The following is a 15,462-nucleotide window of genomic DNA, read 5'->3' on the forward strand; positions in this document are numbered from 1 at the left end:
ACTTGTTCGCACCTTCCTTAACAACAAACCATTATTTTCATCAGGAATAACAACCTGCTTAACTTTTAGGTCTGACCAATGCCTTTTGTACTCTTGAAACTTCTGCTTACCCTTTAAGGCAAAAAATGTCCAATACGTGTTAAATCCCTTACCTTTCAGAACCAATGTATTTTTAGAAATATCAAATGGCACAGTTGACAGATGCATCACACAAGTGTGATCACCAAAAATAAACATTGGACTTTGCAAGGATGCATTAAACGAAGGTTCTTCATCGTGATAACCCTGATAAATCTTAGCCCCTTGCTCAAGCACTGGATGCTGTCCAAATTGCTTAATACAATCAGCGGGAAAGGTATTTTTTACTTTTAATCTGTTGATAATATTTTCAACATTCTCAGTCCTCCAACCTTCCGGAATCTCCCCCAACTCACTCTCCTGCATCGCAGACGGAAACAGCTCTGCCGTTGCTTTTAACTCAGCATATTGCTCAGGGTGTTCACGCTCAAAAACCGCCAGCGCATCAGCATCTTTCCCGGAAATCGCCGTCATGGCTGCAAGAGTCGCGTCTTCCTGCGAACCGCCCTCTTCCAGCACAGCCATTTTAGTTTTTACCGGTTCAAAATCTACAAACCAGCTCTTGAACAGGGCTTGCGCCATTTGTTCGAGGGTTTGATTTATTTTTTCATTTATTTGAGATTTCAATGCCAGAGAAGTCATGGTTTTTGCAATCCAAGACTCATGTTCCCCCAGTCGAGGGATTTTCAAATCCTTGAGTACAGGAATTCGCACATTACTTACTGTCGTACCTGTTCCCTCATTCCAGGAAATTTGATGTTGTACATAAGGAGACTGCAAGGCCCAAAATAAATAATATGGATCAATTTCACTATTGGCCCTTAATAAAACCTGACGTTGGCCCAGGCAACAATCTATTCCTTCAGGAATTAAGCAAACCTCTCCCATTGGAGCCTCACGAGTAAATACAATATCATTCACTCTTGGTTTTGCTCTCTTAATCCTACTCTTGTACCCATCTTCATCTGTGAAGCTCGGTGCGGAAAGATCCAATACACCATTACGAATATTTTGATTTCGGAGAACAATAAAACCCTTATCCGTCCATTTTGGTGTGGAGTGAGGACAATCAATAACTAACTCACAAAGATCCTCAAGGCGCTGCTCTTTAAAACTCATAACCCAGCCCCCCCAGATTCGCCTTAATATGCTTCTCCAGCTTCGCACTCTCTTCCAGTTGGTCTTTCAGTTGTATTGTCAGCCGTGCCATCTTCTCGGCAAACGGCTCATCATCTTCATCCTGCTCGGCGGCACCAACGTAACGCCCTGGGGTCAGCACAAAGTCGTTTTTCTGAATATCTTCCAGCGTCGCGGAGAAGCTGAATCCGGCTTCGTCTTCGTAGTCTTTATCCGCCTGCCAGGCGTGGAAGGTGTCAGCAATTTTGGCGATATCCTCACGGGTAAAATCGCGCAGCACGCGGTCTTTCATATAGCCAATCTGGCGCGCGTCGATAAACAGCACTTCGCCTTTGCGGTGTGATTTGCCGTTGCCGCCGGTTTTGTCTTTGGTCAGGAACCAGATACAGGCCGGGATTTGAGTATTGGTAAACAGTTGTCCTGGCAACGCCACCATGCACTCAACGAGATCGGCTTCGATTAGGTTGCGGCGGATCTCGCCTTCGTTGTTGGTGTTGGAACTCATCGAACCGTTGGCCAGCAGCAGTGCCATCGAACCTTTCGGGGCCAGGTGGTGGATCATGTGCTGCATCCACGCGAAGTTGGCATTACCCTGCGGCGGCGTGCCGTACTTCCAGCGCACGTCATTTTCCAGCTTCGCGTTCCACCACTCCTTCATGTTGAACGGCGGGTTAGCCATCACGAAGTCGGCGCGCAGATCTGGGTGCTGATCGTCCAGCAGCGTATCGGCGTTTTTGCTTCCGAAGTTAAAGTCGATCCCGCGGATCGCCATGTTCATCGCCGCCAGTTTCCAGGTGGTCGGGTTGGACTCCTGGCCGTAAACGGAAATTTTCTGCTTCTGCTCGGCGGCGTTGTACTGCTTCTCGCCCGCGTGCTCTTCAATAAAGCGGTCGCTGGAAACAAAGAACCCGCCGGAGCCCATCGCCGGGTCATATACACGGCCGTTGTAAGGCTGGAGCATTTCGACAATCAGGGTCACGATGCTTTTTGGCGTGTAGTACTGGCCGCCCTGCTTACCTTCCGCCAGCGCGAACTGCCCGAGGAAATACTCGTAAACGTGGCCAAGAATATCTTTGCTCTTTAAGTTGAGCTTCTCGCCGTTATATTCCGGGTTGCTGAAGTTGGCATCCGAAAAGGTATTAATCAGCCCGGTTAACACCTCGTTGCCCAGCTGATACTGGCTAATGCGGTTCAGTATACCTTTCAGCTTCGGGTTGGTTTTTTCAATTTCATCTAACGCATTGTCCACCAGCCAGGAAACGGAGCGCAGCTTGACGTCCTGTCCGGTGGTTTCATCTACCCACAGCACCGTGCCTGTCGGCAGCATTGCTTTGTTTTTCAGCGTGTCCCAGCGAGCGGCTTTCGGCACCCAGAAGATGTTCTTTTCGGTGTAGTAATCTTCCACTTCCAGTTCATCGGCAATCGCCTGTGCGTACTCTTCGTCGGACTCATAATCCTCCCGCGACATGGCGTAGATGTTGTCCGGGTTGCCGACATCGCGAAACAGGGTGATGAGCTCCTGCTGACGGGCTTCAAAGGCATCGGAAACATACTTCAGGAAGATGAGCCCCAGCACCACATGCTTGTAGTTGGCGGCATCCATATTGGCGCGCAGCTTGTCGGCGGCCTTCCAGAATTTATTATCCAGCTCGTTCAGGAACTGTTGTTCGGCGTTGTTCATGAAAATCCTCGAGGTCGATCGCAGCGAAAGCGCAAAAATGCCTTATCGCAAATTTAGTTTTGGAATGCAGTTCGCAAAATGATACCCGGAACGTTAATGATTACAAACGAAACAACGTAAAGAAATTTGCTTTTGATCGCTAAATAATAGGAAACTAAACCGCCATTCCATTAAATCTCCCTGCATGTACCGCTCATCCCATGAACGGGTGGGGTTGTTTGCGGATCGCGGCGCGACGATGGCTATCACAACAAAGAAATTTTGATTAAAGGTAATCAGATTGTTGTCGATGGTAATTTAAATGCTGATTAATATATTCAACGGGTAAAAATATGTCCTGGCTTAATTCATTTTTAGTGACGCTTACATCTGTGGAGCCCCATAATGTGCCCTTCAGCGTAATCTGCATCGTGAGCCTGGCCGTTGCCTGCTTTATTTTCTTTTATTTATTCCGGGCCATTAACATTGTTAACAGCCTGAAAAAATACACCCAATCAATTAATAGCATTGAAAGCAATTCCCCAGAGGAACAGCTCGCCCATCTTCAAAATCTCTTTAAGCGCCCTGAACTCAAACACGCGTGGAATGAGTTTGAAGAGTCGTTACACCCGCAGAGTGAGCTGGAAGGTGGGGAAGAAAAAATCGTCCGCATTCGTGCCACGGCGCCAAGCTCGAGCTACTTCTCTGAGCAGCAGTTAGTCGATATTCCACTCAATACGGAATTCTTCAAACACCTGCCCGGTATTCTGACCGGTGTGGGGATTATCGGTACGTTTTACGGCCTGATGATTGGCCTCAACCACTTCGACCCCAGCACGCCGGAGCAGGTTACCAGCAGTGTCAATAATTTGCTGCACGATGTGTTGTACGCATTCCTTGGCTCTGCCGTGGCTATTGCCGCCTCTATTTTCGTCACCTGGCTGGAAAAACTGTCCATCGCCAAGTGTTATAAGTATCTCGAAAAATTTACCGCCGCTATCGACAAGCTCTACGTTAGCGGCGTGGGGGAGGAATACCTCGCCTCGCTGGTGAAATCCAGCAACGAAAGTGCTACCCAGGCGCGTCACCTGAAAGAGAGCCTGGTTACCGATCTTCGTGACATGCTGCTGCATCTCGCCGAAAGCCAGAAAGTTGAAAATGAACGCCTCGCGAATACATTAAGCAACACCTACCGAGAATCTGGCGCACAGTTTGCTGATCAGGTGAGTGGCGCAATCGAAAATAGCCTGAAGTCACCGCTGGATAAAATTGCGGGTGCGGTTCAGACCGCCAGCGGCGATCAAAGCGGTATGGTACAGAACATGCTGCAGGATGTGCTGACCGCATTTATGGCGAAGCTCGATACCACCTTTGGCCAGCAGTTTACGAATCTCAACGAAATGATGGGGCAAACCGTCGGGGCTATCCAGACGATGCAAAGCGGCTTCTCCGCTCTGCTGCAGGATATGCGTCAGGTCAGCGACGATTCCCGCCAGGGTAGCGCGCAGTTAATTGAACAACTCCTCTCTGAAATGAAATCGGGCCAGCAGGCCATGCAGGCAGGCATGAATGACATGCTGACCAATTTACAAGCCTCTGTTGCGAAAATAGGCGCTGAGGGTGAAGGTGCCGGTGAGCGCATGGCACGACAGCTTGAGAAAATGTTTGCCGATAGCGAAGCACGGGAAAAAGCCCAGGCAGAACATATGTCCGCCTTTATTGAAGCTATTCAGAATTCAGTGCAGCAGGGACAAAGCGCAACCATGGAAAAAATGGCGGCCTCTGTCGAAGCACTCGGGGAGCAGTTGGGCAGTCTGTTTGGCCAGATAGATAAGGGTCAGCAACAGATATCAGCGAACCAGCAGGCTAACCAGCAGTCTCTGCACGAACAGACGCAGCGTGTGATGAGTGAAGTAGACGATCAGATCAAACAGCTGATTGAAACCGTTGCTAGTCAGCATCAGGGAACCACCGAAACGCTGAACAAACTCGCAGAACAGACCAACCGACAGATTCAGGATATGCAAAATGGCGCGGATAAAATGCGTGTTGCCGCCGAGCGTTTTGAACACGCAGGCGATAAGGTGTCGGAAGCGAATCACCTGACGGCTGACGTACTGAATAAAGCGCAATCGGCGGGTTCATCGCTCTCCCTTGCCACCAGCGAACTCACTTCAGTAGTGAGCGATTATCGTAACAATCGAGAAGCCGTCAGCAAATCCATTGCCATGCTCGAATTGCTCGCAGCAAATACCCAGTCTGAACAAACCACCCGTAGTCAGTTCATCACCGATCTTAAGCAGCACGCAGAGCGCTTGCAGAGCTATAACCGTGAAGCCCAGACCTTTATGGAAAATGTCAGCGATGTGCTTGGGAAAGGTTTTGAAGACTTCTCAGAAGGTGTTTCACGCAGTCTCGATAAGACGCTGGGCAAACTGGATGTCGAAATGGCGAAAGCCTCTAATCTGCTTGCGGGCTCTGTTGAACAGATCGGTGAAAGCGTCAGCGAGCTTGATGATGTACTGTCTCGCGTGCGTGCATGAGGGGGTGACAGCTGATGTTTGGTAATGCATTTGGTGTTAAAAAACGTCGCAGTGATGAAGCTGAGAAGCCCTTCTGGATTTCTTACGCCGATCTGATGACCGCCATGATGGTGTTATTCCTGGTGGTGATGGTCGCGTCGCTAAGCTCCGTTACACAACGAATTCAACGCGCGGAGCAAGGGGAAAAAGTCAGAGGGCAGGACATCGCCAGATTATGTGAGCGCCTGGAACTGCATGCCCGCAGTGTAAACAAAACCATCGTGGTGGATTGCCACGATAACCGCATCAGCTTTGGTGAAGCTGGTCGTTTCGACCACAACCGTTTTTTCCTTAATGCTGAAGGGCAAAAAGCATTACAGGATGTCGTTCCGCTGGTGCTGGAGGCATCCGACAGTGACGAAGGCAAAAAGTGGTTTAAGCAAATCGTCATTGAAGGGTTTACCGATACCGATGGCTCGTATCTTTACAACCTGCATCTCTCCCTGCAGCGCTCTGAGTGGGTGATGTGCAGTTTGCTCGATAGCCGTAGCCCTCTGCAAAAAAGCATTTCTGCAGAACAGCAGATCCAAATCCGTAAGCTTTTCCTTGCGGGGGGTGTCTCATTTAATAACGCGAAAGAGAGCAAAGAAGCCAGTCGCCGCGTTGAGTTGCGTATGCAGTTCTTCGGGCTGAAAGATAAGCATGATGCCGCAGACGAGGTGGATTTCCCGCCCGTTGTGAATAAAGAAGTTTGCCAGCTGGTAATGCCGCAATGACGCCCGCGTTGAATTCTCTATCGCAGCGCATCGCAGCAAAGCTCTCTTCCAGCCAGCAGGAGGAGCATTATCTGCGCAATGATTTCCACGCGCTGGCCTCTGCTGGCCGCGAGATGGAAAAACGATTTGATAAAGCAGAGAAAATCCCCACGCCCCCACATGAAATGCGGCTGGCAGCGCTGCGTCGTTTTCGTCTTGCGGAAGAACTGAGTGAACGTGAATGGCGGATGGTGTTTTATGGCCTCGCCGATAGTGACCCACAACATCCAGGCCAACCGGTATTACTCGAAGATGATGCGTTCTTCCCCGAAATAAACAGTGCAATAGAAAAAAGAATAGAAACCAAGACGCTGAAACGTCGGGACTGGGCAGCACTCTGTTCAAGCTATTTTGCCTACAGGCATGAGTCTCCTGAAACAAACCCGCACTGGTGTGTGCTACGCGGGCATATTGCCAAAGGCTACTTCGTGGTGAAAGCGGCTATCCGCAGAGAAAAATCGTGGATGAAAACCATCGAGTTTTATCACGACATTTTTACGCCTCAGGCTGGCGGTGTAATATCCCAACAGTTGCTTTCCGGTGAAAGTAACTCTTTATCATCATTAGAAAAAATAGCGCAAATCCCCGATAGCAGCTGGTTGTGGAAACGTATTTTCACCGTATTGCTGGCGCAGCTTGATACTCTGGACGATCCTCATTTTCTGGAAAAAATCAGTTGGATATTAGGCCTGGCGGCGCAATGGGTGCGTTTTCGTGATGACATTATGACGGCGACACTGACCCGCTATTACCATTCAACCTATCGCGATCAAGCGCATTCCGCCCTGAAACAGGCCGCCCTCGAATACTGGGATAACCCTCAGCTCAAGAGTCAGCAGAATAAGTGGCATCAGTATGTTTCTGAGCCTGTCGCTGCAATGGTGCGTGGCTGGTTAGCAAAACAGGATCTGATGCACTTCTTTGAACTGCTTCGCGGAAACGGCGATGTTGACCAGGCGCGACTGCACTACTGGCTGCGCTTTGCGAATCAGATGGGATTCACCCGTATCGTGATGGGGCCAGATGCCTGGCATGATCGTGGAAGCGATTTTGTGAAATTCCGCGAGGAAAACAAAGGACGGTTGAGCCAGTTACGAGGCGGACGTAATCTGGATAACGCCATGATCATGCAAATCAATGACTATTTGTTCGTTGAGTTTTCCGGAACCGGTAATGCAATGTATGCCTACAGGATCGGCCATGCCCCCTTTAACCCGGAATCACGAACCTTGGACATCAACATACATCTAAAAGATCAGGGACGCTGTGCACTCCGAATGCCACATATGCCACGAGCCGAAGGTTATAACAAAGTCCGCATAACCGGCTGGATGCTGAAATACGATGATGAGCTGCGCAAGCTGGGTATCCGCTGGATGGCTGAAGAACCCGTCAAATTTATAGATAAAAAAGCGCCCTCACCCGCCTCGGTATCTGACATCAAAATCATCAATCCATTGCGGGATACAGCAATACAGCGCCTGGTTGAAAATACCCCATGCATCGTCAGTGATAACCGACAAAAAGGCGGCGTGCTGTCCGTCCAGCTCAAAGCACCTGACGATATAACAGAAAGAGAGTTGCTTCGACTTGGGTTCACCCCTGTGACTAAAGAACCGCATCGCTACTGGATTAAATAATGCTGAAACGTCTGTTAAGTAAACTGACGGGAAACCGTCAGCAGATAGAACGCCACCTGAAGCATCAGTACCAGACTGAAGAAAACGGGCTCAGTTTTCCGCAATCGTTGGTTGATGACCCAGAGCTTTGGGCTCTGGCATCCTGGCTTGAGCAACTGGCAGAAGAAGACTATCTGATATCACTAACAGACCGATGGTTGTTGAGCTGGGAATCTCTGTATCGCCTGCTGGAAGATGAAGAACATGCCAGCAGTCTGCCTTTGATTGGCGTGCCTGAGGTTTTGCCCCTACGTGCAAGTTTGAGTTCGCGAGGAGCTTTAAGCGATAATAATTTCCGCGTCTGGATTGCTGAATGGGCTACGTTTCCCATGCGTCAATCGCTCCGCCTTAGCCGCACCGGGGCTATTTTTATTCATGAAAACCAGCAGTATCTGTTATCACGGGAAAACTGGGCGCTCTTGCAGGCAACCGAGCAGCTAAGCATGCAGCAAACTCAGGCTCCCGGCGAGACCACCAACCAACTGGGATGGGCTGCAATTCGCAAATGCGCGAAACAGGCTGCTGCAAAATTTGATGATTATTTAGAAAAAACGCACGTCATCAAACCCACTTCATTGTCGTTACGCCTGCGTAAGGCGACGGTTGCTGATACTGCCGTTATCGAGATTGAACCCCACTTTGAGGACCAACCCGCTAACTGGCTCGGCAGCTTTGACAAGAACTCACAGGTCCACGATAGCTATCGTATTCCCGGAGAGAACGGCGAGCTCAGCCATGTCATCATCCCACCTGAAGTAAAAGAAGTCCTGAATTCAATACACTCCATTCCCGGTCGCCGGGTTGCCGGTAGTGAAGCGCTTTCCTTTGTACGCAATCCCTATACTTTCCTGGGTGAAGATGCCGCCAGTGTTATTGCCCCCGAGGAACACGAACAGGCATTGGTTGATGCCCATATTTTCTTTCATCACTTCCAGCTTCAACCCCAGATTAATGATGAGAATAAGATAGAGAATATTACGCTGGTGCTGGAGCCGGTCTCACCCCTGCCGCAACCGGAGGTATCATTCCTGTTCTCGGCTCCATGGGAACTGGAAAAATTTGTTCAGGCCGTAGGGATAAGTGTTGCCGCGCAAATGCCAGCAGGTTCCTGGCAGGGTTACGAGCTGGAACTGAGCCAATTCACTGAACAGCAATGGCATGATTGCCAGTCGCTGTTGTCGCGCTGGCAGCAGGAAGTCGAAGGTAAAGAATTTAATGATGTTCTGGATCTGGGTAAATATGGCGATCGCGTCATTGGCATCGGTGAGTTTGAAAAAATATCCTCTCCCTGGCTGACCAAGGCGCAAAGTGAAAACTGGATCCCTGATGGCGACTTCTCCGAATTTTCGGTAGAAATGCTTGATGGTTGGCAACCTGATAACCTGCAGCATTTCGATGAACTGCAGGAAAGAATCACCCAGGCAGAAGCAACTGGCGAAACGCACATCATCTCCCCATGGAATGAGACTGAACTGCCGCTGGATGCAGCTAAAACCTTCAGTAAGAACTGGGAAAAACAGCAAAATGCAGCACATGAGTCAGAGGGCAATGTTGTTGAAAAAACAGCCCGGGCAGTGCTCAAAATTGAACAGAATATTGAAGAAGCTGTTTACATTAAAAAGCGAAGAGACTCACTTCTCAATGCACGCCATGCTGAACCTGAAATTCCACTGAGCCTGAAAGAGCACATCCGGCTTAAAGACCATCAGCGCGAAGGCGTGGCCTGGCTTCAGCAGCTTTTCCTTCGTTCACCTCAGGAAACCGCAGGTTGCCTGTTAGCGGATGATATGGGGCTGGGGAAAACGCTGCAAATCCTGAGCTTCCTGGTTTGGTTCATTGAAAAATTCCCTGACGAGCCACCAAGCCTCATCGTTGCCCCCGTTTCACTTTTGGATAACTGGGAACGTGAACTGGACAATTTCTTCTATACAGCCGGAATTCCTGTGATGAAATTGTATGGTGACACCATTAAAGCGGTGAAATACCCGAAACAGGCTATTCCTGCTCATCTGCAGTCCCAGGGGATCAAAAATTTGCTAAAACCCGGCTGGCAGGGTGAGGCGAAAATCATTCTGACAACCTATGAAACGCTTCGCGATCAGGAGTTTTCACTGGCGCGCCAGCCATGGTCCATCATGGTCTGCGACGAGGCTCAAAAAATAAAGAACCCGGCAGCATTAATCACTCATGCAGCTAATGCGATTCAAGCAAGATTCAAAGTGGCATGCACCGGCACGCCTGTCGAAAACACGCTTGTAGACCTGTGGAGCCTCTTTGATTTCGCCCAGCCGGGCCTGTTAGGTGCCCTTAATGAATTTGGCAAACATTATGTTCGCCCTATCGAGAACGAGGCGGGTCGGGATACAGGGCAGCTTGAAAGTTTACGCGCGTTGATTGAACCACAGACATTACGTCGAACCAAAGAAGAGGTCGCGCGTGATTTACCTCAAAAAATCGAAGTCGTTAGCTGTAAGCAGCTGCCGCTTTCTGGTCCTCAAAAGCAACTATATCTCTCTTCGATAGCAAACTGGCAACAACAGCAGGCACTTAGTGAAGGAATGCAGCAAGCAGGCTCAGGGATGTTGGGGCTATTACATCGTCTTAAACTCATCTGTGCACACCCGGCAGTCGTTAACCCTGAGCCTCGTTATCAGGAAGGGTCACCTAAGCTAAACTGGATGTTGAAAACACTGGATGAAATTAAGCATTCCAGCAAAGACAAAGTGATTATCTTTACTGAGCTACGCGATCTCCAGCGAGAAATTCAGCGTGCTGTTCAGCAGCGATTCGGTTTCCGTCCGGTCATCATCAATGGCGATACCAGCACTAAAAGTCAGAGCCAAAAAAGCCGTCAGCGATTGATTGATGATTTCCAGTCCCAACCCGGCTTTGGCGTGATTATTCTCTCCACCGTCGCAGTTGGATTTGGGGTTAACGTGCAGAAAGCAAACCACGTTATTCATTTCACCCGCTGCTGGAATCCGGCCAAAGAAGATCAGGCAACTGACCGCGCTTACCGTATCGGCCAGACAAAGGATGTGTATGTTTATTATCCAACGGTAATGGACTCTGAAATCACGACGTTTGAAGAAACACTAGACGAGCTCCTTCAGCGTCGTCGGACATTGGCCAGAGATATGTTGTGTTCTACACCGGATCTAACCAGCGCTGATTTTGAGAATATTTTAAAAGGGACATAACTACTCGAATTTCTCACTAAAAAGATACTTAGGTTTATTTCGAAGCCAAAACCTGTTGCTGAACACCTCCACAAGATGTGTTGTACATGCAGAGATAAAAATTGCCACATCAGGTTGAATTTATCATTAATATTCGGAAGATTGAACAATCGGTAATCACAATAGACTATTAGGATCAGCGTTCAACACTATAGCGTGTGACGTATTATACAAGCCGATGTGGCAATGGTTTACCATGGCGGTCAACGATCCGTTCATTAATCAATTGGCCATCGGACAGAACACACGAACAAATTGACACGATTATTGGTCGCAATTTCTCAAATACGGCACAAGAAGAAAACGTCTTTTACTTGAATGTAAGATAAGTATCTGAAAAAGATGGTGCCGATAATAGGAGTCGAACCTACGACCTTCGCATTACGAATGCGCTGCTCTACCAACTGAGCTATATCGGCCCTGAGAGGCCGGTTACGAGTGTAACCACGGGGCAAAAGGTTAGATCTATCCGGGTGATGCGTCAATGCCCTTTTGAATCAAACGGCTATTTTTGCATCACCCGTGATTATTTACGCACGAATCGTATCGTCGCCGATGCCAATCCACTTGTACGTGGTCAACGCTTCCAGGCCCATCGGACCACGCGCATGCAGTTTCTGCGTGCTGACGGCCACTTCCGCGCCCAGACCAAACTGTCCACCGTCGGTGAAACGGGTTGATGCGTTCACGTACACGGCAGAAGAATCCACCTCGTTCACGAAGCGATCGGCATTGCGCAGCGTACGCGTCAGGATGGCGTCAGAATGCTGCGTGCCATGCTCACGGATGTGCGCAATCGCGTCGTCAAGATCGCTCACGATTTTCACGTTCAGATCCAGTGACAGGAACTCGTCGTCGTACTGCTCCGCGTTTACCGGCACCACCGTTGCCGGGCCGTCTTTCAGCAGCGCCAGCGCCTTCTCGTCCGCGTGCAGCGTGACGCCACTCTCGGCCATCTGCTTGCTCAGGGCCGGCAGGAAGGTGTTTGCGATGCCCTGATGCACCAGCAGCGTTTCAACGGTGTTACAGGTGCTTGGACGCTGGGTCTTCGCGTTCACGATAATCTTCAGCGCCGGTGCAATCTCAGCGCTGTCGTCTACCACGATATGACACACGCCGATACCGCCGGTGATCACCGGGATCGTCGACTGCTCGCGGCACAGCTTGTGCAGGCCCGCGCCGCCGCGTGGGATCAGCATGTCGATGTATTTGTCCATGCGCAGCATTTCGTTGACCAGCGCGCGGTCCGGGCTCTCAATTGCCTGCACGGCACCCGCCGGCAAGCCACACTCTTCCAGCGCCTGCTGAATGACTTTCACCGTCGCGGCGTTGGTGCGCCAGGTCTCTTTCCCACCGCGCAGAATGGCGGCGTTGCCGGTTTTCAGGCACAGGGAGGCGACATCCACCGTCACGTTTGGACGGGCTTCATAAATAACGCCGATAACGCCGAGCGGCACGCGACGGCGCTCCAGGCGTAAACCGCTGTCCAGCAGCCCACCGTCAATCACCTGCCCTACCGGGTCGGCCAGATTGCAGACCTGACGAACATCGTCGGCGATGCCTTTCAGGCGGGCCGGGGTCAACGCCAGGCGGTCGAGCATCGCTTCGCTCAGACCGTTGCGGCGCGCTTCCAGTAAATCCTGCTCGTTGGCGAGCAAAATCTCCTGGGACTGAGATTCCAGATAATCAGCGATTTTTTCCAGCACGCGGTTTTTCTCGCGGCTGGAAAGGAGCGCCAGTTTGTAAGAGGCGGCCTTCGCGGCGGCGCCCATTTGTTCCAGCATGTTCTGGCTCCTTAACGAATAATCATGTCATCGCGATGCACGGCAACCGGGCCATATTCATAGCCCAGAATGGCGTCGATCTGCTGCGAATGGTGACCCGCGATGCGGCGCAGGGCATCGCTGTTATAGCGGCTTACGCCGTGGGCGATGTCGCGGCCTTCGAGGTTACGGATGCGGATCACTTCACCACGGGAGAAGTTGCCTGTCACGCTTTTAATTCCTTTAGGAAGTAATGAACTTCCTCGTTCCAGAATCGCGGCGGTCGCCCCTTCATCAACGACGAGTTCGCCCGCAGGTGGCGCGCCAAATATCCAGCGTTTACGGTTTTCCAGCGGGGATTCCTGAGCGTGGAAGCGGGTGCCGACGGAGATGCCTTCCATCACGTCGCCAATCACGCCAGGGCGGCTGCCCGCGGCAATGATGGTGTCGATACCGGCGCGGCACGCCACGTCGGCGGCCTGTAGCTTGGTCCCCATACCGCCCGTTCCGAGGCCGGACACGCTGTCACCGGCGATGGCGCGCAGCGCATCGTCGATGCCGTGAACGTCGGTAATCAGCTCGGCTTCCGGGTTGGAGCGCGGATCGGCAGTGAACAACCCCTGCTGATCGGTCAGAAGCAGTAATTTATCGGCGCCAGCCAGAATGGCGGCCAGCGCAGAGAGGTTATCGTTATCACCCACTTTGATTTCAGCGGTAGCAACGGCATCGTTCTCATTAATGACCGGAACGATATTGTTGTCTAGCAGCGCGCGCAGGGTATCGCGGGCGTTCAGGAAGCGCTCTCTGTCTTCCATATCCGCACGCGTCAGCAGCATCTGCCCGACGTGGATGCCATAGATAGAGAACAGCTGTTCCCAGAGTTGAATGAGTCGGCTTTGTCCCACGGCGGCCAGCAGCTGTTTAGAGGCGATCGTCGCGGGGAGTTCGGGGTAACCCAGGTGTTCACGCCCGGCGGCAATCGCCCCGGAGGTCACAATCACAATACGATGCCCTGCGGCATGTAACTGAGCGCACTGACGTACAAGCTCAACAATGTGGGCGCGATTTAGGCGGCGCGATCCGCCTGTTAACACACTGGTACCGAGTTTTACCACCAGCGTCTGGCTGTCACTCATGATTCTCTGCCGTTCAACGATAAGGGAAAGTAATGTCGAACGAACGTTTTAGCAGGAGTCAGCCCCGTTGCCAACTGCCTTAGCACATCGCGAAACACTTTGTTGCGCGGGATCAGGAAGCGTAGCGGGAGAATTTGACACTTTTATTACCGAAATAATAAATCACAGTTTTTTAAAATTATTCTTAGTTTGTCATAAAAGTTTCATTCCAGAACGATAAAACCCTTCCTGTTTTTTCACGGGACTTAAGCATGAGCTTATCGTCCAGCGAATTTTTTAGCGCGTTTATAAGACAGGATCGAAAATGAAAAAGAGCACTCTGGCATTAATGGTTATGGGCGTAGTGGCTTCTGCATCCGTTCACGCAGCTGAAGTTTATAATAAAGATGGTAATAAGCTGGACGTGTACGGCAAAGTGAAAGCCATGCACTACATCAGCGATGATGCCACCAAAGATGGCGATCAGACTTACGTTCGTTTCGGTTTTAAAGGCGAAACCCAGATTAACGATCAGCTGACGGGCTATGGTCGTTGGGAATCTGAATTTGCGGGTAACAAAGCCGAGAGCGACTCCTCTCAGAAAACCCGTCTGGCGTTCGCGGGCCTGAAGCTGAAAAACTTTGGTTCTCTGGATTACGGTCGTAACCTGGGTGCGCTGTATGACGTCGAAGCATGGACCGACATGTTCCCTGAGTTCGGCGGCGACTCTTCCGCTCAGACCGATAACTTCATGACCAAGCGTGCGACCGGTCTTGCCACCTACCGCAACACCGACTTCTTCGGCGCGGTTGACGGCCTGGACATGACCCTGCAGTACCAGGGCAAAAACGAAAACCGTGACGCCAAGAAGCAGAACGGTGACGGTTTTGGTACCTCTCTGAGCTATGACTTCGGCGGCAGCGATTTTGCCGTCAGCGGTGCTTACACTAACTCTGACCGCACCAACGCGCAGAACCTGCTGGCGCGTGGTCAGGGGCAGAAAGCCGAAGCCTGGGCTACCGGTCTGAAATATGACGCGAACGATATTTATCTGGCAGCGATGTATTCAGAAACCCGCAACATGACGCCAATTTCTGGCGGATTTGCCAATAAAGCGCAGAACTTTGAAGTCGTTGCACAATATCAGTTCGACTTCGGTCTGCGTCCGTCCCTGGGTTACGTCCAGTCTAAAGGCAAAGATATCGAAGGTATTGGTGACGAAGATCTGGTGAAATATATTGACGTTGGCGCGACCTATTACTTCAACAAAAATATGTCCGCGTTTGTTGATTATAAAATTAACCAGATTGACGACGATAATAAACTGGGCGTGAGCAGCGATGATATCGTTGCCCTGGGTATGACCTACCAGTTCTAAGATTATCCGAATAAGAAAATCCCGGCAGATAAGCCGGGATTTTTTTTGCCCGGTGGCGCTGCGCTTACCGGGCCTA

Annotated in this window: 9 protein-coding genes and 1 tRNA gene; 5 read left to right on the forward strand and 5 right to left on the reverse strand. The window is 50.7% G+C overall.

Annotated elements, in window-relative coordinates:
- Positions 1 to 1,197 (reverse strand): restriction endonuclease subunit S (locus tag B498_RS22765; protein ID WP_192812207.1); only part of this gene is annotated, 1,197 nt, incomplete at its 3' end.
- Positions 1,187 to 2,896, reverse strand: a complete 1,710-nt coding sequence (locus tag B498_RS08530; RefSeq protein WP_008501871.1) for a type I restriction-modification system subunit M — start codon at positions 2,894 to 2,896, stop codon at positions 1,187 to 1,189. The genes B498_RS22765 and B498_RS08530, both read right to left, overlap by 11 nt.
- Positions 2,897 to 3,228: 332 nt before the next feature.
- On the opposite strand from B498_RS08530, the gene zorA1 reads away from it, so the two are divergent.
- The 4 genes from zorA1 to zorD are packed head-to-tail and all read left to right on the forward strand — an operon-like array spanning position 3,229 to position 11,091.
- The gene (gene zorA1 / locus B498_RS08525; RefSeq protein ID WP_032622959.1) at positions 3,229 to 5,418 is read left to right on the forward strand and encodes a type I Zorya anti-phage system protein ZorA1; all 2,190 of its coding nucleotides are present in this window, start codon (positions 3,229 to 3,231) and stop codon (positions 5,416 to 5,418) included.
- A gap of 14 nt (positions 5,419 to 5,432) precedes the next feature.
- Positions 5,433 to 6,173 (forward strand): type I Zorya anti-phage system protein ZorB1, encoded by a 741-nt coding sequence (gene zorB1, locus B498_RS08520; protein WP_008501873.1) that lies wholly within the window; start codon positions 5,433 to 5,435, stop codon positions 6,171 to 6,173.
- On the forward strand, positions 6,170 to 7,852 hold the full coding sequence (gene zorC, locus B498_RS08515) for a type I Zorya anti-phage system protein ZorC (protein ID WP_008501874.1): 1,683 nt from the start codon (positions 6,170 to 6,172) through the stop codon (positions 7,850 to 7,852). The genes zorB1 and zorC overlap by 4 nt, the downstream gene beginning before the upstream one ends.
- Positions 7,852 to 11,091 (forward strand): type I Zorya anti-phage system protein ZorD, encoded by a 3,240-nt coding sequence (gene zorD / locus B498_RS08510; protein WP_008501875.1) that lies wholly within the window; start codon positions 7,852 to 7,854, stop codon positions 11,089 to 11,091. Before zorC ends, zorD begins: the two co-directional genes overlap by 1 nt.
- Positions 11,092 to 11,473: 382 nt before the next feature.
- Here zorD and B498_RS08505 read toward each other — a convergent pair.
- From B498_RS08505 to proB, 3 genes are all read right to left on the reverse strand, one after another.
- Positions 11,474 to 11,549 (reverse strand) — tRNA-Thr (locus B498_RS08505).
- Positions 11,550 to 11,660: 111 nt separating this feature from the next.
- On the reverse strand, positions 11,661 to 12,914 hold the full coding sequence (gene proA / locus B498_RS08500; protein ID WP_008501876.1) for a glutamate-5-semialdehyde dehydrogenase: 1,254 nt from the start codon (positions 12,912 to 12,914) through the stop codon (positions 11,661 to 11,663).
- Between the two features lie 11 nt (positions 12,915 to 12,925).
- Positions 12,926 to 14,029, reverse strand: coding sequence for a glutamate 5-kinase (gene proB / locus B498_RS08495; RefSeq protein ID WP_008501877.1), 1,104 nt, complete (start codon positions 14,027 to 14,029; stop codon positions 12,926 to 12,928).
- 304 nt (positions 14,030 to 14,333) lie between these two features.
- On the opposite strand from proB, the gene phoE reads away from it, so the two are divergent.
- Positions 14,334 to 15,386, forward strand: coding sequence for a phosphoporin PhoE (phoE, locus tag B498_RS08490; RefSeq protein ID WP_008501878.1), 1,053 nt, complete (start codon positions 14,334 to 14,336; stop codon positions 15,384 to 15,386).
- The last annotated feature ends 76 nt before the right edge of the window (positions 15,387 to 15,462 follow it).

The sequence above is a fragment of the Enterobacter sp. SST3 genome (genome assembly GCF_000286655.1).
GTDB classification, from domain to species: domain Bacteria; phylum Pseudomonadota; class Gammaproteobacteria; order Enterobacterales; family Enterobacteriaceae; genus Enterobacter; species Enterobacter roggenkampii.